Genomic DNA, 16,405 nt, shown 5'->3' with positions numbered 1-16,405 from the left:
GAACCAAGTCACCGTTTCATAAAGGCGATACGTCAACAAGACGCGTCAACGACGCACACCCGGCCGGGCCTTGTCCATAAGGTCCGGCCCAATGTGTGTATGGTCACTTTGCGATGCTCGGTCAACTCGCGGCGAAGATAACCTCTTCGACCGATTCGAGCACCGGTGAAGCCTGCTGTGCGACGGTCGTACGCCCTTGACAGCGTGATGTTTCTTTGCCGACACATCCGACCGGGTCCGGTGGATTGTGTTGCTGCGAACCGCCGACACGCCATAGAGTCGCCAACCGTCGGCATGGTGCCACGCTGACCTTGTCTAGAAGTTTCCTGGTCACCAAGGAGGTAAGACGACTTGTGAATGAGTCGACATTTTCTCCCGGGGGTGGTCAACCAGGAATGCCTGTAGGGGCCGAGGGCCCCCAGGGATTCGAGGCTGTCGGCTCCGTCGCTGTGCGCACCTTCGCAGCCCATCAGAGTCCGCAGACCCTGCGGACAGCACACCAGAGCATGGATGGCCATCACGTGAACGCCATGGCCGGCGACGGAAGTGGCGCGCCCCACAACCACTTCGCCGACTACGACGAACTGCCCGACGGGCACTTCTACGATCCCGACGCCGAATACGAGCCGGACCCCGAGTACGCGGCCACGCTCGCGCCCGACGCCGCCCGCCAGCGCCGCGAGCGCGTCGGCCCGACCGGACGGCCGCTGCCGTACTTCCCGATCCCGGGCCCGCTGACCGATCACGGACCCGCGACGATCATCGCGATGTGCAACCAGAAGGGCGGCGTCGGCAAGACCACGTCGACCATCAACCTGGGTGCCGCGCTCGCGGAGTACGGCCGACGGGTACTGCTCGTGGACTTCGACCCGCAGGGCGCGCTGTCGGTGGGTCTCGGCGTCAACCCCATGGAGCTCGACCTCACGGTCTACAACCTGCTCATGGAGCGGGGCATGTCGGCCGACGAGGTGCTCCTCAAGACCGCGGTTCCCAACATGGACCTGCTGCCGAGCAACATCGACCTCTCGGCGGCCGAGGTGCAGCTGGTGAGCGAGGTGGCGCGCGAGTCGACCCTCCAGCGGGCCTTGAAGCCGCTGATGGACGACTACGACTACATCGTCATCGACTGTCAGCCCTCCCTGGGCCTGCTCACGGTGAACGCGCTGACGGCCGCCCACAAGGTGATCGTCCCGCTGGAGTGCGAGTTCTTCGCGCTGCGCGGGGTCGCGCTGCTCACCGAGACCATCGAGAAGGTCCAGGAGCGCCTCAACCCCGAGCTGGAACTGGACGGCATCCTCGCGACGATGTACGACTCGCGCACCGTCCACAGCCGTGAGGTGCTCGCGCGCGTCGTCGAGGCGTTCGACGACCACGTCTACCACACGGTGATCGGCCGGACCGTCCGCTTCCCGGAGACCACGGTCGCGGGCGAGCCGATCACCACGTACGCGTCCAACTCCGTCGGCGCCGCCGCCTACCGTCAGCTCGCCAGGGAGGTGCTCGCCCGGTGTCACGCCGAGTGAGTCTGCCGGGGGCCGACGAACTCTTCCGTACGACAGGGGGGATGGCGCTCCAGCCGTCCACTCCCCGGCGACCCGGCGAGGGCCGGGTGCCAGGGCAGGCGGGCGACGGCGAGGCGGTCTCCGCCCCGTCGGAGGACGCGCCCGCCGCCGTACCCGCGCAGGGCGGGGACGGTGACGGGGCCGAACACGTCGCCGCCGACGCCGAACCGGGCGACGGGGGCGAACCCCGCAGCAGGGGAGCCGACCGGGCCGGTCAGCGGCGGGCGCAGGAAGGTTCTGCCACCGCGACCGCCGCCGTCACCTCCGCCGCGGCCGACGCCGAGTCCCGCAAACGGGGCCGCGCCGCCGCCCGGCGGCCCTCCGGCCGGGAGCGGCACGACGAGAAGATCACCGTCTACGTCTCCGCCGAGGAGCTGATGGACCTGGAGCACGCGCGCCTGGTGCTCCGGGGTGAGCACGGGCTCGCCGTCGACCGGGGGCGCATCGTCCGCGAGGCGGTGGCCGTCGTCCTGGCCGACCTGGAGTCCCGGGGGGACGCGAGCATTCTCGTCCGCCGGTTGCGGGGGCGGTAGGGGTAGCCTTCGGGGCCTATGACCTCGTATGACACGTCTTCCGCCACCGGTGCCCCCGGCGCGCGCAGGCGTGCGCTGGGGCGCGGGCCGGGGGGCGGGAACGATTCGCCGACGGTCGAGGAGCCACCGGTCGAGGAGCCCCCGGCCGAGGTGCCGGCCGCCGTCGCCGCCGAGGCGCCCGCCGCCGAAGCGGCCCCTCCCGACGGCGTCTTCACCGTCCGCCTCGCCAACTTCGAGGGCCCCTTCGACCTGCTGCTCCAGCTGATCTCCAAACACAGGCTGGACGTCACGGAAGTCGCCCTCTCCAAGGTCACCGACGAGTTCATGGCGCACATCCGGGCGATGGGCCCGGACTGGGACCTGGACCAGACGACCGAGTTCCTCGTCGTCGCCGCCACCCTGCTCGACCTCAAGGCGGCCCGCCTGCTGCCGGCCGCGGAGGTCGAGGACGAGGCCGACCTCGCCCTCCTGGAGGCGCGCGACCTGCTGTTCGCCCGCCTGCTCCAGTACCGGGCGTACAAACAGATCGCCGACATCCTCCAGCACCGGCTGGACGTCGAGGGCCGCCGCTACCCCCGTACCGTCGGCCTCGAACCGCACCACGCCGAACTGCTGCCCGAGGTCGTCCTCAGCATCGGGGCGGAGGGGTTCGCCAGGCTCGCGGTCAAGGCGATGCAGCCGAAGCCGAAGCCCCAGGTGTACGTCGACCACATCCACGCCCCTCTCGTCAGCGTCCAGGAACAGGCGCAGGTCGTGGTCGCGAGGCTGAGGGAACTCGGTGAGGCGGACTTCCGGACGCTCTGCGCGGACACGGACGACACCCTCACCGTCGTCGCCCGCTTCCTCGCCCTGCTGGAGCTGTACCGGGACAAGGCGGTCGAGCTGGACCAGGAGACGGCGCTCGGGGAGCTGGTCGTGCGGTGGGCCGGCGGGGACGCGGCGGCGTCGGTGACGGACGAGTTCGACCGGCCCGGGGAGCCGGAGGCGGCACGGGAGTCGACGGACGAGGAGCGGGTGTGAGCGGGGACGTCACGGAGCTGGAGCTGAAGCCCGCGCTGGAGGCCGTGCTGATGGTCGTCGACGAACCGGCGACCGAGGAGCATCTCGCGAAGATCCTCCAGCGGCCCCGGCGGCAGATCGCGGACGCGCTCAGGGAACTGGCCGACGAGTACACGGCACAGGGCCGCGGCTTCGAGCTGCGGGCCGTCGCCGGGGGCTGGCGCTACTACACGCGGCCCGCCTACTCGGCGGCCGTCGAGGGCTTCGTCCTGGACGGCCAGCACGCCCGTCTCACCCAGGCGGCGCTGGAGACCCTCGCCGTCGTCGCCTACCGGCAGCCGGTCAGCCGCAGCCGGGTCTCGGCGGTGCGCGGGGTGAACTGCGACGGTGTGATGCGCACCCTGCTCCAGCGGGGGCTGGTCGAGGAGGCGGGCGCGGAACCCGAAACAGGTGCGATCCTGTATGGGACGACGAACTACTTCCTGGAGCGGATGGGCCTGCGCGGCCTGGACGAGCTCCCGGAACTCGCGCCCTTCCTCCCGGAGGCGGAGGCGATCGAGGCCGAGACGTTGGAAGGGGTCCCGTCGTTCGATCCGGACGCTCCGGATTCAGAGGAAGACGACAAGACGGAACTTTGATGCGAAGCAGCAGCGGCAGGAACAGCAGCGGAAACAACGGCGGGAGCCGTGGTGGCAACAGCGGCGGCCGCGGCGGGAACAGCGGGGGCCGCGGCAACTTCCGCGGCGCCGGCAACAACCGCGACGACAACCAGGGCGGCCGGCCGAAGAAGCCCCGCCCCGAGGAGCGGCGCTACGACGTGGGCCCCGGCGCCTCCCCGGAGGGCCCCAAGTCCGGGCGCGGCGCCTCGGCGCGCGGTGGCGCCAAGGGCGGCCCGAAGCAGTCCTCGGGCAGCACCGGGCGCGGGCGCTGGGCGCCGGCGACCTCCCGGGAGTACGACGCCCGCGCGGAGGAGCGAAACCGGGAGCGGTACGCGGACAAGAAGGACGTGAAGCTCCCGAAGACCTTCCCGGGCGCCGAGCAGGAGGGCGAGCGGCTCCAGAAGATCCTGGCGCGCGCCGGCTACGGCTCCCGGCGGGCCTGCGAGGAGCTGATCGAGCAGGCGCGCGTGGAGGTCAACGGCGAGATCGTCCTGGAGCAGGGCAAGCGCGTCGACCCCGAGAACGACGAGGTCCGCGTCGACGGGCTGACGGTCGCGACGCAGTCGTACCAGTTCTTCTCGCTGAACAAGCCCGCCGGCGTCGTCTCCACGATGGAGGACAACGAGGGCCGGCAGTGCCTCGGCGACTACGTCACCAACCGTGAGACCCGGCTGTTCCACGTCGGCCGGCTCGACACGGAGACCGAGGGCGTCATCCTGCTCACCAACCACGGCGAGCTGGCGCACCGCCTGACCCACCCCAAGTACGGCGTGAAGAAGGTCTACCTCGCGCACATCGTCGGCCCGATCCCGCGCGACCTGGGCAAGCGGCTGAAGGACGGCATCCAGCTGGAGGACGGGTACGCGCGCGCGGACCACTTCCGGGTCGTCGAGCAGACCGGCAAGAACTACCTGGTCGAGGTCACGCTCCACGAGGGCCGCAAGCACATCGTGCGGCGCATGCTCGCCGAGGCGGGCTTCCCGGTGGACAAGCTGGTGCGGGTCGCCTTCGGCCCGATCACCCTCGGCGACCAGAAGTCGGGGTGGCTGCGGCGGCTGTCGAACACCGAGGTGGGCATGCTGATGCAGGAGGTCGACCTCTAGAAGGCGGCTGTACGGCTCTGTGACGGCCGGTCCCGGGTTCTCCGGGGCCGGCCGTCGCCGTGTGCGGGAAAGAGGCTCCTGGGGGTGCTGAGGGTCTTGCGGGGGAGTGGGGGCGGGTTTATGGTCGAGGTGACCATAAATGACGGCCGGGTGGGGGCGGGTGTGGACGGCTACGACAAGTACGCGTACGAACCCTTCGCCGTGACCGTCGATCTCGCCGTGTTCACCCTGCGCGCGGGCTCCCTGCACGTCCTGCTCGTCGAACGCGGCCAGGAGCCGTACGCCGGGGAGTGGGCGCTGCCCGGGGGGTTCGTGCTGCCCGAGGAGTCCGCCGAGAGCGCCGCCCGGCGCGAACTCGCCGAGGAGACCGGGCTCACCGACGTCACCGGACTCCCCCTGGAGCAGTTGCGCACCTACAGCGAGCCCGGCCGCGACCCCCGGATGCGTGTCGTCTCCGTCGCCTTCGCCGCGCTCGTCCCCGACGGCCCCGAACCCCACGGCGGGGGCGACGCCGCGCAGGCCCGCTGGACGCCGTACGACGAGACCGGGCCGCTCGCCTTCGACCACGGCCGGATTCTCGCGGACGCGCGGGACCGGGTCGGCGCCAAGTTCGAGTACACCTGCCTCGCCACCGCCTTCTGCCCGCCCGAGTTCACCCTCGGGGAGCTCCAGCAGGTCTACGAGACCGTCTGGGGCACCGGCCTCGACCGCCCCAACTTCCGCCGCAAGGTCCTCGCCACCCCCGGCTTCGTCGAACCCGCCCCCACCGCCGCCGCCCGGCTCACCGGGGGGCGCGGCAAACCCGCCGCCCTGTACCGCGCGGGGACGGCGACCGCTCTCCACCCGCCGCTCGTCCGGCCCTCCACAGAAGGACGCCCCTCATGAGTTCTACGACCACGGTGCGCAAGCGCGCCGCCACAGGGGCCCTCGTGGGGCTGGCCCTGGGAGACGCGCTCGGGTTCCCCACCGAGTTCAACGACGTGCCGCAGATCGAGGCCAAGTGCGGGCCCTGGCGGCAGATGGCGCTGCCCGCGCGGGCGATCGTCTCCGACGACACGCAGATGACGCTGGCGTTCGCCCGGGGGCTGCGGTCGGCGATGGACCGGGGGGTGCTGGGGCCGCTGCGGCTGGAGCATCCGGTGCGCGAGGAGTTCGTCAACTGGTACCACTCGCCCGAGAACAACCGGGCCCCCGGAGGGACGTGTCTGCGGGCGTGCGAGCTGCTGAACGACCCGCAGCGGCCCTGGCAGGACGCCAGCCAGATGGGGTCCAAGGGGTGCGGCGCCAACATGCGGGTCGCGCCCATCGGGCTCGCCCCCGGTCTCAGCGACGAACAGCGCGCGGGGGCCGCGCAGTTGCAGGCCGCCCTCACCCACGGCCACCCCACCGGGATCACCGCCGCCGACCTCACCGCCCACGCGGTACGGCTCCTCGCGCACGGCACCCAGCCGTCCGCGCTGATCGGCCACCTGCGCGCGTACGCGCTGGCCAACCGCAACCGCTACCGGCAAGCCTGGCTCGGCGACCTGTGGCGGCGCAGCCAGGACCCGACCGCCGAGCACTACATCGCGCGCGGGTGGGACGAGTGCCTCGCGGTCCTGGACCGCCTCGAGGCGGCCCTGCTGGAGCCCGACCAGGAGGCCGACCCCTGCCTCGCCACGGGCGCCGGCTGGATCGCCGAGGAGGCCCTCGCCACCGGCCTCCTGTGCTTCCTGCTGTTCCCGGACGAGCCGGTGACGGCCCTGCGGCGCGCCGCCTGCTCCTCCGGGGACTCCGACTCCATCGCCTGCCTCACCGGCGCCTTCGCCGGCGCCTGGCTCGGCGCCGACGCCTGGCCCACCGAGTGGGCGGACCGGATCGAGTACGGGAGCGAGCTGGTGACGCTGGGGGCGCTGTGGGACGAGTGACCACGCGCGCGTGGCGCTTGGGTACGCGCGCGTGACGCTCACACCAGGGTGATCGTGTCCCCCTTCACCGTGATCTCCTTCGCGGGGAGGGGGCGGGGGGCCGGGCCGCCCTTCACCGCGCCGTCGGTGATGCTGAACATGCTCTTGTGGCAGGGGCAGTCGATGGTGCCGTCGGCGACGGTGGCGACCGTGCAGCCCTGGTGGGTGCAGACGGCGGAGAACGCCTTGAACTCGCCCTTCGCCGGCTGGGTGACGACGACCTTCTGGTCCTTGAAGATCTTGCCGCCGCCGACCGGGATCTCCGAGGTCTTGGCGAGGTCCGTGGTGCCGGGGCTGGCACCGGGGGTGCTGCCCGACGAGGAGCCCCCGTCCCCGTTGCCGGAGCCGCCGCAGGCGGCCGTGAGCGCCACCGCGCTCGTCGTCGTCAGGGACGTCAGGAGGACCGTGCGGCGGGTCGCGGGGAGCGTCATGGGCGTCATCCTGGCACCGAAGGGTGGCAACGGGAAGCAACCGGGACGGAGTGGCACAAAGGCGTCCGGCGTCTCAGGGGGCGGGCGGGCGCGCCGTTGTCAGTGGCGCTGATTACGCTGGACGGTCCAGAGCGCGGTGGAGCGGCGTGGAAGAGCGAGGAGCGGTGGCGTGGCGGTACGAGCGGTCCGGGGAGCCGTCCAGTTGGACGAGGACGACGCCGGGGAGATGGAGCGCCGGGTCGGCGAGCTGCTCGCGGCGGTCCTGGAGCGCAACGCGCTCTCCGTCGACGACCTGATCAGCATCTGGTTCACCGCGACGCCGGATCTGCACAGCGACTTCCCGGCCGCCGCGGCCCGCAAGCAGGGCATCGTCGACGTCCCGCTGATCTGCGCGCAGGAGCTGGACATAGAGGGCGCGATGCCCCGCGTCGTGCGCCTGCTGGCGCACGTCGAGTCCGAGCTGCCCCGCGCGGACATCGCCCACGTCTACCTCGGTGCCGCCGGCGCCCTGCGCAAGGACATCGCCCAGTGAGGACCGCGCTCGTCATCGGAACCGGGCTGATCGGGACGTCCGTCGCCCTGGCCCTCGTCCGGCGCGGGGTCGTCGTCCACCTCGCCGACCACGACCCGGAGCAGGCGCGCACCGCCGCGGCCCTCGGCGCCGGGACCGACGAGGAGCCGGCGGGCCCGGTCGACCTCGCCGTCGTCGCGGCCCCCCCGATGCACGTCGCCGGGGTGCTCGCGGACGCCATGCACCGCAAGGCGGCGTACGGCTATCTCGACGTCGCCAGCGTCAAGGGCGGGCCCCGGCGGGAGCTGGAGGGGCTCGGGCTCGACCTCTCCCGCTACCTCGGGACGCACCCCATGTCCGGGCGGGAGAAGTCCGGTCCGCTGGCCGCGTCGGCGGAGCTGTTCGAGGGGCGGCCGTGGGTGCTGACGCCCACGCGCGACACCGACACCGAGGTGCTGAACCTCGCGCTGGAGCTGGTCTCCCTCTGCCGGGCCGTCCCGGTCGTCATGGACGCCGACGCGCACGACCGCGCGGTCGCCCTCGTCTCGCACATGCCCCACCTCGTCTCCAGCCTCGTCGCCGCCCGGCTGGAGCATGCCGAGGAGTCCGCCGTACGGCTGTCCGGCGGGGGTATCCGGGACGTGACGCGGATCGCGGCGTCCGACCCCCGGATGTGGATCGACATCTTCTCCGCGAACCCCGGTCCGGTGGCCGAGCTGCTGTCCGACGTCGCCGCGGATCTCGACGAGACCGTGCGGGCGCTGCGGGCGCTGGAGTCCGCGGACACCGAGAAGCGCAAGGCCGGGGCGGCCGGGATCGAGGACGTGCTGCGCAGGGGGAACGCGGGGCAGGTGCGGGTGCCCGGGAAGCACGGGTCGGCGCCTCGGGTCTACGAGGTGGTGGCCGTGCTGATCGACGACCAGCCGGGGCAGCTCGCCCGGATCTTCGCGGACGCCGGGCGGGCCGGGGTCAACGTCGAGGACGTCCGGATCGAGCACGCGACCGGGCAGCAGGCCGGGCTCGTGCAGCTCATGGTCGAGCCGAAGGCGGCGCCCGTGCTGTCGGCGGCCCTGCGGGAGCGGGGGTGGGCGGTGCGCCAGTAGGCGTTCCGCCGCCGCCGGACGGGCTGTCGTTGCGCAGCCAGTAACCTTGTGCGGGGCGTTCTCGTCGCCCCGCACACCCACCACCACGCACCAGGAAGGTGTCCCCCCGTGGAAAACGGCGCCGCCCGGCCTGTGATCGTCGCCATTGACGGTCCCTCCGGCACCGGGAAGTCGAGCACGTCGAAGGCTGTGGCCGGGGAGCTCGGGCTGAGTTATCTGGACACCGGGGCCCAATACCGGGCGATCACGTGGTGGATGGTGAGCAACGGCATCGACATCGACGACCCGACGGCGATCGCCGCGGTCGCCGGGAAGCCGGAGATCGTCTCGGGGACGGACCCGACCGCGCCGACGATCCACGTCGACGGCACGGACGTCGCCGGTCCGATCCGCACGCAGGACGTGACGTCCAAGGTCAGCGCGGTCAGCGCGGTGCCCGAGGTGCGCGCGCGGATCACCGAGTTGCAGCGGTCGATCGCCGCCGGCGCCGAGCACGGCATCGTCGTCGAGGGCCGGGACATCGGGACGACCGTCCTGCCGGACGCCGATCTGAAGATCTTCCTCACCGCGTCCGCCGAGGCGCGCGCCGCCCGCCGCAGCGGGGAACTGGGCCAGGGCACCGACGTCGCCGCGACGCGCGAGGCGCTGATCAAGCGAGACGCCGCGGACTCCACCCGCAAGACCTCGCCGCTCGCGAAGGCCACCGACGCGGTCGAGGTGGACACCACCGAGCTGACGCTGACGCAGGTCATCGAATGTGTCGTGACCCTCGTCGAGGAGAAGCGGGCCGGGAAGTGAGCACCCCTTCCAGAGCCGACGCGCCCTCCAGAGCCGATGCGCCCTCCCGGGCCGATGCGCCCTCCGAGAGGGGCGCCGAGGTCGGGCGGCGGATCGGCGTCGGGCTGATGTACGGGCTGTGGAAGCCCCGCGTGCTCGGCTCCTGGCGGGTCCCGGCCGCCGGGCCGGTCATCTTCGCCGTCAACCACTCCCACAACATCGACGGGCCGATGGTGATGGGCGTCGCGCCCCGGCCGACGCACTTCCTCATCAAGAAGGAGGCGTTCGTCGGCCCCCTCGACCCCTTCCTCCTGGGCATCGGCCAGCTCAAGGTCGACCGCGCGTCGGCCGACCGGGGCGCCGTCACCCAGGCCCTGGACGTCCTGAAGAACGGCGGCGTCCTCGGGATCTTCCCCGAGGGCAGCCGGGGCGACGGCGACTTCGCGGCGCTGCGCGCGGGCCTCGCCTACTTCGCCGTACGCGGGAACGCCCCCATCGTCCCCGTCGCCGTCCTCGGAAGCTCCGAGCGGCAGGGGAGGCTGTTCAAGGGGCTGCCCCCGCTGCGCTCCCGTGTCGACGTCGTCTTCGGCGACCCCTTCGACGCGAGCGACGGCACCGGCCGCCGCACCCGCAAGGCCCTCGACGAGGCCACCGAACGCATCCAGAAGCAGCTCACCGCGCACCTGGAAAACGCGAAGCGCCTCACCGGGCGCTGAGCGACACTTAGTAGTGGATCACCCCGAAATCGGGCGGTTCACCGATCACCACGATGAACGAGGTACGGAACTTCATGAACGACGACAACCACTCCGAGCACGGAGCGCTCGGTGACACCGAGTACGCGGAGTTCATGGAGCTCGCGGCGGAAGAGGGCTTCGACGTCGAGGACGTCGAAGGGGCCATCGAGGAGGCGGGGCACGGACCGCTCCCGGTGCTGGCCGTGGTCGGGCGGCCGAACGTCGGCAAGTCGACGCTGGTCAACCGGATCATCGGCCGCCGTGAGGCCGTCGTCGAGGACAAGCCGGGCGTCACCCGCGACCGTGTGACGTACGAGGCCGAGTGGGCCGGGCGGCGCTTCAAGGTCGTCGACACCGGCGGCTGGGAGCAGGACGTCCTCGGGATCGACGCGTCGGTGGCCGCGCAGGCCGAGTACGCGATCGAGGCCGCCGACGCCGTCGTCTTCGTCGTGGACGCCAAGGTCGGCGCGACGGACACCGACGAGGCCGTCGTACGGCTGCTGCGCAAGGCCGGGAAGCCGGTCGTGCTCTGCGCGAACAAGGTGGACGGGCAGAGCGGCGAGGCGGACGCCTCGTACCTGTGGTCGCTGGGCCTCGGGGAGCCGCACCCCGTCTCCGCGCTGCACGGCCGGGGCACCGGCGACATGCTGGACTCCGTCCTGGAGGCGCTCCCGGAGGCGCCGGAGCAGTCCTTCGGCACCGCCGTCGGCGGCCCCCGGCGGATCGCGCTGATCGGCCGCCCGAACGTCGGCAAGTCCTCGCTGCTGAACAAGGTGGCGAACGAGGAGCGCGTCGTCGTCAACGAGGTCGCGGGCACGACCCGTGACCCGGTCGACGAGCTGATCGAACTCGGCGGCGTCGTCTGGAAGTTCGTCGACACCGCCGGTATCCGCAAGCGGGTCCACCTCCAGCAGGGCGCCGACTACTACGCCTCGCTGCGCACCGCCGCCGCCGTCGAGAAGGCCGAGGTCGCCGTCATCCTCATCGACGCCGCCGAGTCCATCTCCGTCCAGGACCAGCGGATCGTCACGATGGCCGTCGAGGCGGGCCGCGCGATCGTCGTCGCCTACAACAAGTGGGACACGCTCGACGAGGAGCGCCGTTACTACCTGGAGCGGGAGATCGAGACGGAGCTGGGGCAGATCGCCTGGGCGCCGCGCGTCAACGTCTCGGCCCGCACCGGGCGGCACATGGAGAAGCTGGTCCCCGCGATCGAGACGGCCCTCGACGGCTGGGAGACGCGCGTGCCGACCGGCCGGCTGAACGCCTTCCTCGGCGAGCTGGTCTCCGCGCACCCGCACCCGATCCGCGGCGGCAAGCAGCCCCGCATCCTCTTCGGCACCCAGGCCGGCACCAAGCCTCCGCGCTTCGTGCTCTTCGCCTCCGGCTTCATCGAGGCGGGCTACCGCCGCTTCATCGAACGCCGTCTGCGCGAGGAGTTCGGCTTCGAGGGCACCCCGATCCATATCTCGGTGCGGGTGCGCGAGAAGCGCGGCAAGAAGAAGTAAACGGTTGCGGCAACAAGAAGGGCGGCTCCCCTCATCGCTGAGGGGAGCCGCCCTTTTGCCGTCAGTACCCCCGGCGCGGGCCCGGCGGCAGCGCCGCCGGGATGTGCTGCATCCCCGAGTACGCGTACTGGTACGACGGCTGCTGCTGGCCGAGCGTCCCCACCCGCTGCCACTGCCCCTGCTGCCGTGCGCTCTGGGCACCCGCGCTGTAGGCGCTGTAGGAGCCGCTGTACGACCCCGCGTAGCCCCCGCCGTACCCGCCGCCGTGACCTCCCGGCCCGCTCCCGAACGCCGTGAACCCCAGCTCCTCCTCCCCGCTCCGGTCGCCCGGCAGCGCCCGGAAGGACTTGACGTACTCGGCGTAGAGCGCGTCGTAGATCGGGGTGGCCGACTGCGTGTCCTGTCCGGAACGGGCGGACGGGAGCGCGGTGTAGGACGGCCACAGAGAAGCGTCGTAAGTGTGCACGTCTGTCCAAACGACCCGGGCGGGCAAGGGATGCGGTGGCGGGGGTGTGAGCGGGGTGAGGCTCAGGTGCCCGCGAGGGGCAGCGCCGCCGCCACCAGCAGGCCGTTCGCGGCGGCCTTGTCGAGGGCGTCCCGCAGCAGGTCCTCGCGGGGCTGGCGGCCGATCGAGCCGACCGGCGCCGCGAACATCAGCACCTGCTGGTGCTTGTTGGCGGCGGCCCGCCAGCCTTCGGTGACCTGGAGCGGCTGGTGCGCCTGCCACCAGGCGGCCGGCTGGGCGCCGTTGGTGCCGGGCTGGAGGATCGCGTGCAGCTGGCCGACGGCGAGCAGCACCGACCAGCCGTGCCGCACCGGCGGCACCTCGGTGAGCCGGCCGACCGGCGTGAAGCCCTGCTCGACGAGGAGCGGCAGGAAGTCGTCCCCCGAGCCGGTGGAGCCGGGGCGCGCGATCGGCCCGGTCGGTTCGACGACGAGCGCGGGGTGCAACTCCCCGGCGATCAGGACGAGTCCGCTCGTCACCCCGAGAACGGCCTGCTCCGGCGCGGACGTGGCGGGTTCGGCGGCGGAGCCGTTGATGGAACGGACGGCGCCCTGGAGCTGCTCCTCGGTCACCTGGACGACCTGCGAGGGCAGGCAGCCGGCGTGGGCGAAGGCGAGGACGGCGGTCTCGTCCCCGATGAACAGGACGGTGCTGGTGCGCTCGTGCTCGGAGTCGCCCGGGGTGCGGCAGGACGTGCAGTCGTAGCTGCCGGGGGCGTTGTCTCCGGTGAGCAGCCGGTCGGCTTCTTCGTCGCCGATCTCGGTGCGTACCTCGTCGCTGACGTCGAGCATGCGCGGCACGGTGGCTCCCTCGGGATGCTGTGCGGTGGCGGTCCGGGCGGGCCCCGGCTCATTCAGGCTCAACGGGCGAGCTGTGGTGGGAGTCACGCACCTGGGAGGACTGAACGAGGTTGCGGCACAGGGTCGGTCACTTTGGGCTGTCGTTCGAACACGGTTGGTCAAGTAACGGGTGGGTTACGGACGTTGGGCCCGTGAGGTGACTCACAGGGCGCTCTGGTTCATGGTCGACAAATACTGACATGACGGGATGTCAAAGCCGTTCAATCGAATTTGTTACCTGAGGTAACTCGTAACTGGCCTGCGGAAACAAGGAGTTGGTTGCTAACGGCTCGTCAGGGCTCCTAGATTCCTCCGCCGGTGCACCGAGCACCATCCGGAATCTGTACGCCGGCCGCGCTGGGACAGACAGCGCGCCGAAGCATCACGTCGGCGCACAGGGGGCGGAACGCGATATCGGCGTCCATACGCGGATAGCGTCCCGCTCGTCAGGGGGAACCGGGTCCGTAGAGAGGGAACTTCATGTCCGAGTGTGCCGATAACACCCGCCGCGCCCGCACCACCGCTGTCCTCGCGGGGGCAGTGCTTCTCGCCCCCCTCGGTCTGCTGGCCACGAGCGGCAACGCCGCCGCGGCCGACAGCGGGGTGTGGGACCGGATCGCCAAGTGCGAGAGCGGCGGCAACTGGCACATCAACACCGGCAACGGCTACTACGGCGGACTTCAGTTCTCCGCCTCCACCTGGCGCGCGTACGGCGGCACCGCGTACGCGTCGACGGCCGACCGGGCCTCCCGGGCGCAGCAGATAGCCATCGCCACCAAGGTCCAGCGGGGACAGGGCTGGGGCGCCTGGCCCGTGTGCTCGTCGCGGGCCGGCGCCTACGGCAGCGCGCCGTCCGGCTCCGGGGCGGGGACGGGGTCGTCGGGCTCCGGGTCGTCGAACTCCGGGTCGGGGTCGTCCGGTTCCGGTTCGGCGAAGAAGTACAAGAGCGACAGCTCGTACAAGAGCGGCTCCAAGAAGAGCGGGTCTTCGAGCAAGAGCGGTTCGTCGAGCCGGGGTTCGGGCACGAACTCGGCGCCGGGACGCTCCTCGGACCACGCCACGCGCGGGACCGTCCGCGCGACGCCGGGCGCGAACTACACCGTCCGCGCGGGCGACACGCTCAGCGCGATCGCCGAGCGCAACGGAACGACGTGGGGTCGCCTGTACTCGGCCAACAAGGCCGTCATCGGCGGCAACCCCGACCTGATCATGCCGGGGCAGCGGCTGCTCGTCTGAGCCGTCTCGCTTCTTCGGGGCCGGGCCCCATCCGGTGCGCCGACCGGGTGGGGCCCCCGCCGCGTCTGGCGCGGCTGGGCGGGGGCGTCCGGGGCGCTGCTTACGGTGACGCGATGGTTCTCGTCGCGTCGTTGCTGGCGGCACTGCTGCCGCTGACCGCTGTCGCCGCCCCCGCCGGGGCCCCGCCCCCGGCCTCCCTCGCCGCTCCGCCGCCCCCGCTGCCCGGCCCCGGGCGGGCGCCCGTGCCGTACGACTGCGCGCGGGACGGGTGGCCCTGGTCCTGTGTCGCCGACTGCGAGAGCGGGGGGCGCTGGGACGCGGACACCGGCAACGGGTACTACGGCGGGCTCCAGTTCTGGCCCCCCACCTGGAAGGAGTTCGGCGGACTTCGGTACGCGCCGCGCGCGGACCTCGCGACGAAGGAGCAGCAGATCGCCGTGGCCCAGGAGGTGCTGGCCGTGCAGGGGTGGGAGGCGTGGCCGGAGTGTTCCGCGCGGTACCGGCTGGCGGGGCGGATGCACACCGTGAAGCCGGGCGACACGCTCTCCGGGATCGCCGCCAAGTACCGGGTCGAGGGCGGGTGGCGGGCGCTGTACCGGCTCAACGAGGGCGTCGTGGGGCCGAATCCGGACCGGCTCAACCTCGGCACCCTGCTCATGCTCCCCGGGGGCCGGGCCCGGGAGGTTCCCCGGGCCGTCTTCGGACCGCCGCTGCGGGAGCGGGTGACGTAGGTGCCGTTTCGGTCTCGCTGTGGTTCAAGTGGCTTCTGCCGGGCGGCTGTTGGCTGCAAGATGCCTTCGAACAGCCAATCGACGTCGATACTTGGTGGTGCATCAGATGGCCCTGCGGAACAGCACCCGGCGCGCCGCGGGGGCGGCTGCCGCCGTCGCCCTCCTCCTCGCCCTCTCCGCGTGCAGCGGGGACGACGACAAGGAGAGCCGCGTGACTCCGGCCCCGTCCGCGTCGGCGACCCGGCCCACCGCGCCCGCCGACCCCGTCGCCGCCGAACAGTCCATCCGCGCCAACTGGACCAAGTTCTTCGCCTCCGGGACCACCACCGCCCAGAGACAGGCCCTGCTGGCGAACGGCAAGCTCCTCGCGGGCGTCCTGCGGTCCTACGAATCGGACACCGCCGCCCAGGGCGCCGTCGAGATCAAGAAGATCACGTTCGCCTCGGCGAAACGGGCCACGGTCACCTACACCTTGACTGGCGCCCCGAAGGACCGCACCGGCACGTCCGTCGAGCAGTCCGGCACCTGGAAGATCTCCGCGAACACCCTGTGCGCCCTCCCGAAGCCGACCGCCGGGGCGACCCCGTCGGGTGAGCCGGTGTGCTGAGCCGGTGTGGAGAGGGTGTGCATTTCCTACGGGGCGTCAGGTCGGGGAAGGGAATGTGCGGGGCGGTCGGAAAGTAATGCGGGGCCACCAATGGCGGGAATTCGCGGGTCGTGGCGCCGGGTGCTGGAATTGCGTTCGAATATGGACGGGGACGCTCGTACGTGTGACACGTACGGACCGAAACACAGGGTGTGATGCTGTGACTGAAGCGTGACCAGAAGTGGGAACTCGGGGTTCACGCGGGGCGATCGGGGGGCCTAGCGTGGGCACATGGCACCGATTCCCACTCCTGCCGAGGAGCCCCAGGACAGCCCCGAGGACTACGTCGGACTCGACGTCGCGGACGCCGAACGGCAGGCCCTGCAACGGGGCTGGTCGACCGTCAGACCCCTGCCGCCGGGGGCGATCGTCACCATGGAGTACCGGGTCGGACGGCTCAACTTCGAGGTCCGCGAGGGCCGGGTGACCCGCGCCTGGAAGGGCTGAGAGGCGGTACGACGACGGCGCCGGCCCCCGTGTGGAACGGGGGCTACGGCTCCGAACCCGTCTTCGCCGAAGCCCTCGACGAGGCCGTCGCCCACCTCACCCCGCACCTCGGCGAAGACCCCCTCGCCGACC

General features: G+C 71.8%; 19 protein-coding genes. 16 read left to right on the top strand and 3 right to left on the bottom strand.

The genetic code is table 11. The features are described 5' to 3' along the window. Positions 1 to 395 precede the first annotated feature (395 nt). The 7 genes from ABZX85_RS49550 (at position 396) to ABZX85_RS49520 (ending at position 6,763) form a co-directional block, all read left to right on the top strand. The gene (locus ABZX85_RS49550; protein WP_355885009.1) at positions 396 to 1,523 is read left to right on the top strand and encodes a ParA family protein; all 1,128 of its coding nucleotides are present in this window, start codon (positions 396 to 398) and stop codon (positions 1,521 to 1,523) included. Beyond that, positions 1,508 to 2,095, top strand: a complete 588-nt coding sequence (locus ABZX85_RS49545; protein ID WP_355885008.1) for a hypothetical protein — start codon at positions 1,508 to 1,510, stop codon at positions 2,093 to 2,095. The genes ABZX85_RS49550 and ABZX85_RS49545 overlap by 16 nt, the downstream gene beginning before the upstream one ends. 18 nt (positions 2,096 to 2,113) lie before the next feature. Then, positions 2,114 to 3,115, top strand: coding sequence for a segregation/condensation protein A (locus ABZX85_RS49540; RefSeq protein WP_355885007.1), 1,002 nt, complete (start codon positions 2,114 to 2,116; stop codon positions 3,113 to 3,115). A gap of 50 nt (positions 3,116 to 3,165) precedes the next feature. Then, on the top strand, positions 3,166 to 3,732 hold the full coding sequence (scpB, locus tag ABZX85_RS49535) for an SMC-Scp complex subunit ScpB (protein ID WP_355885029.1): 567 nt from the start codon (positions 3,166 to 3,168) through the stop codon (positions 3,730 to 3,732). Further along, positions 3,732 to 4,856 (top strand): pseudouridine synthase, encoded by a 1,125-nt coding sequence (locus ABZX85_RS49530; RefSeq protein ID WP_355885006.1) that lies wholly within the window; start codon positions 3,732 to 3,734, stop codon positions 4,854 to 4,856. The genes scpB and ABZX85_RS49530 overlap by 1 nt, the downstream gene beginning before the upstream one ends. A gap of 120 nt (positions 4,857 to 4,976) precedes the next feature. Beyond that, positions 4,977 to 5,741, top strand: a complete 765-nt coding sequence (locus ABZX85_RS49525; protein ID WP_355885005.1) for an NUDIX domain-containing protein — start codon at positions 4,977 to 4,979, stop codon at positions 5,739 to 5,741. Next, positions 5,738 to 6,763 carry an ADP-ribosylglycohydrolase family protein gene (locus ABZX85_RS49520; protein WP_355885004.1) on the top strand — a complete coding sequence of 342 codons (1,026 nt, stop codon included), beginning with the start codon at positions 5,738 to 5,740 and terminating at the stop codon, positions 6,761 to 6,763. The genes ABZX85_RS49525 and ABZX85_RS49520 overlap by 4 nt, the downstream gene beginning before the upstream one ends. Positions 6,764 to 6,801: 38 nt before the next feature. Here the strand turns inward: ABZX85_RS49520 and ABZX85_RS49515 are convergent, their stop codons facing one another. Further along, positions 6,802 to 7,233, bottom strand: a complete 432-nt coding sequence (locus ABZX85_RS49515; protein ID WP_355885003.1) for a Rieske (2Fe-2S) protein — start codon at positions 7,231 to 7,233, stop codon at positions 6,802 to 6,804. A 169-nt stretch (positions 7,234 to 7,402) separates the two neighbouring features. Between ABZX85_RS49515 and aroH the strand changes: the two genes are divergently transcribed. The 5 genes from aroH (at position 7,403) to der (ending at position 11,869) form a co-directional block, all read left to right on the top strand. Next, on the top strand, positions 7,403 to 7,765 hold the full coding sequence (gene aroH, locus ABZX85_RS49510) for a chorismate mutase (RefSeq protein ID WP_355885002.1): 363 nt from the start codon (positions 7,403 to 7,405) through the stop codon (positions 7,763 to 7,765). Next, positions 7,762 to 8,847 (top strand): prephenate dehydrogenase, encoded by a 1,086-nt coding sequence (locus ABZX85_RS49505; protein ID WP_355885001.1) that lies wholly within the window; start codon positions 7,762 to 7,764, stop codon positions 8,845 to 8,847. Before aroH ends, ABZX85_RS49505 begins: the two co-directional genes overlap by 4 nt. Positions 8,848 to 8,955: 108 nt before the next feature. Next, positions 8,956 to 9,645 (top strand): (d)CMP kinase, encoded by a 690-nt coding sequence (gene cmk / locus ABZX85_RS49500; protein WP_355885000.1) that lies wholly within the window; start codon positions 8,956 to 8,958, stop codon positions 9,643 to 9,645. Positions 9,646 to 9,752: 107 nt separating this feature from the next. Next, positions 9,753 to 10,340, top strand: a complete 588-nt coding sequence (locus tag ABZX85_RS49495; RefSeq protein ID WP_355885028.1) for a lysophospholipid acyltransferase family protein — start codon at positions 9,753 to 9,755, stop codon at positions 10,338 to 10,340. A gap of 74 nt (positions 10,341 to 10,414) precedes the next feature. Continuing rightward, positions 10,415 to 11,869: a ribosome biogenesis GTPase Der gene (der, locus tag ABZX85_RS49490; RefSeq protein ID WP_355885027.1), complete on the top strand. Its 1,455-nt coding sequence runs from the start codon at positions 10,415 to 10,417 to the stop codon at positions 11,867 to 11,869. Positions 11,870 to 11,930: 61 nt separating this feature from the next. On the opposite strand, the gene ABZX85_RS49485 is transcribed toward der, so the two are convergent. Beyond that, on the bottom strand, positions 11,931 to 12,335 hold the full coding sequence (locus ABZX85_RS49485; RefSeq protein ID WP_355884999.1) for a hypothetical protein: 405 nt from the start codon (positions 12,333 to 12,335) through the stop codon (positions 11,931 to 11,933). 62 nt (positions 12,336 to 12,397) lie between these two features. Beyond that, positions 12,398 to 13,174: a hypothetical protein gene (locus ABZX85_RS49480; RefSeq protein WP_355884998.1), complete on the bottom strand. Its 777-nt coding sequence runs from the start codon at positions 13,172 to 13,174 to the stop codon at positions 12,398 to 12,400. Positions 13,175 to 13,693: 519 nt separating this feature from the next. On the opposite strand from ABZX85_RS49480, the gene ABZX85_RS49475 reads away from it, so the two are divergent. The 4 genes from ABZX85_RS49475 (at position 13,694) to ABZX85_RS49460 (ending at position 16,273) form a co-directional block, all read left to right on the top strand. Beyond that, positions 13,694 to 14,449: a transglycosylase family protein gene (locus ABZX85_RS49475; RefSeq protein WP_355884997.1), complete on the top strand. Its 756-nt coding sequence runs from the start codon at positions 13,694 to 13,696 to the stop codon at positions 14,447 to 14,449. A 113-nt stretch (positions 14,450 to 14,562) separates the two neighbouring features. Continuing rightward, complete coding sequence (locus ABZX85_RS49470; RefSeq protein ID WP_355884996.1) at positions 14,563 to 15,180, top strand: transglycosylase family protein; 618 nt, start codon at positions 14,563 to 14,565, stop codon at positions 15,178 to 15,180. 106 nt (positions 15,181 to 15,286) lie between these two features. Continuing rightward, positions 15,287 to 15,787, top strand: a complete 501-nt coding sequence (locus tag ABZX85_RS49465) for a hypothetical protein (RefSeq protein WP_355884995.1) — start codon at positions 15,287 to 15,289, stop codon at positions 15,785 to 15,787. A 270-nt stretch (positions 15,788 to 16,057) separates the two neighbouring features. After that, a complete protein-coding gene (locus ABZX85_RS49460) occupies positions 16,058 to 16,273 on the top strand; it encodes an I78 family peptidase inhibitor (RefSeq protein ID WP_355884994.1) in 216 nt (71 codons plus the stop codon). Positions 16,274 to 16,405 lie beyond the last annotated feature (132 nt).

Origin of the sequence: Streptomyces sp. NPDC004539 (assembly GCF_040610055.1) — a bacterium.
Classification (GTDB): Bacteria; Actinomycetota; Actinomycetes; order Streptomycetales; family Streptomycetaceae; genus Streptomyces.
This window is presented reverse-complemented; position numbering and strand designations above follow the sequence as displayed.

Coding starts and splice junctions, on each gene's coding strand:
- ABZX85_RS49550 (WP_355885009.1), top strand. CDS start 396: ATGCCTGTAGGGGCCGAGGGCCCCCAGGGATTCGAGGCTGTCGGCTCC.
- ABZX85_RS49540 (WP_355885007.1), top strand. CDS start 2,114: ATGACCTCGTATGACACGTCTTCCGCCACCGGTGCCCCCGGCGCGCGC.
- scpB (WP_355885029.1), top strand. CDS start 3,166: ATGGTCGTCGACGAACCGGCGACCGAGGAGCATCTCGCGAAGATCCTC.
- ABZX85_RS49530 (WP_355885006.1), top strand. CDS start 3,732: ATGCGAAGCAGCAGCGGCAGGAACAGCAGCGGAAACAACGGCGGGAGC.
- ABZX85_RS49525 (WP_355885005.1), top strand. CDS start 4,977: ATGGTCGAGGTGACCATAAATGACGGCCGGGTGGGGGCGGGTGTGGAC.
- ABZX85_RS49520 (WP_355885004.1), top strand. CDS start 5,738: ATGAGTTCTACGACCACGGTGCGCAAGCGCGCCGCCACAGGGGCCCTC.
- ABZX85_RS49515 (WP_355885003.1), bottom strand. CDS start 7,233: ATGACGCTCCCCGCGACCCGCCGCACGGTCCTCCTGACGTCCCTGACG.
- ABZX85_RS49495 (WP_355885028.1), top strand. CDS start 9,753: ATGTACGGGCTGTGGAAGCCCCGCGTGCTCGGCTCCTGGCGGGTCCCG.
- der (WP_355885027.1), top strand. CDS start 10,415: ATGAACGACGACAACCACTCCGAGCACGGAGCGCTCGGTGACACCGAG.
- ABZX85_RS49475 (WP_355884997.1), top strand. CDS start 13,694: ATGTCCGAGTGTGCCGATAACACCCGCCGCGCCCGCACCACCGCTGTC.
- ABZX85_RS49470 (WP_355884996.1), top strand. CDS start 14,563: ATGGTTCTCGTCGCGTCGTTGCTGGCGGCACTGCTGCCGCTGACCGCT.
- ABZX85_RS49465 (WP_355884995.1), top strand. CDS start 15,287: ATGGCCCTGCGGAACAGCACCCGGCGCGCCGCGGGGGCGGCTGCCGCC.
- ABZX85_RS49460 (WP_355884994.1), top strand. CDS start 16,058: ATGGCACCGATTCCCACTCCTGCCGAGGAGCCCCAGGACAGCCCCGAG.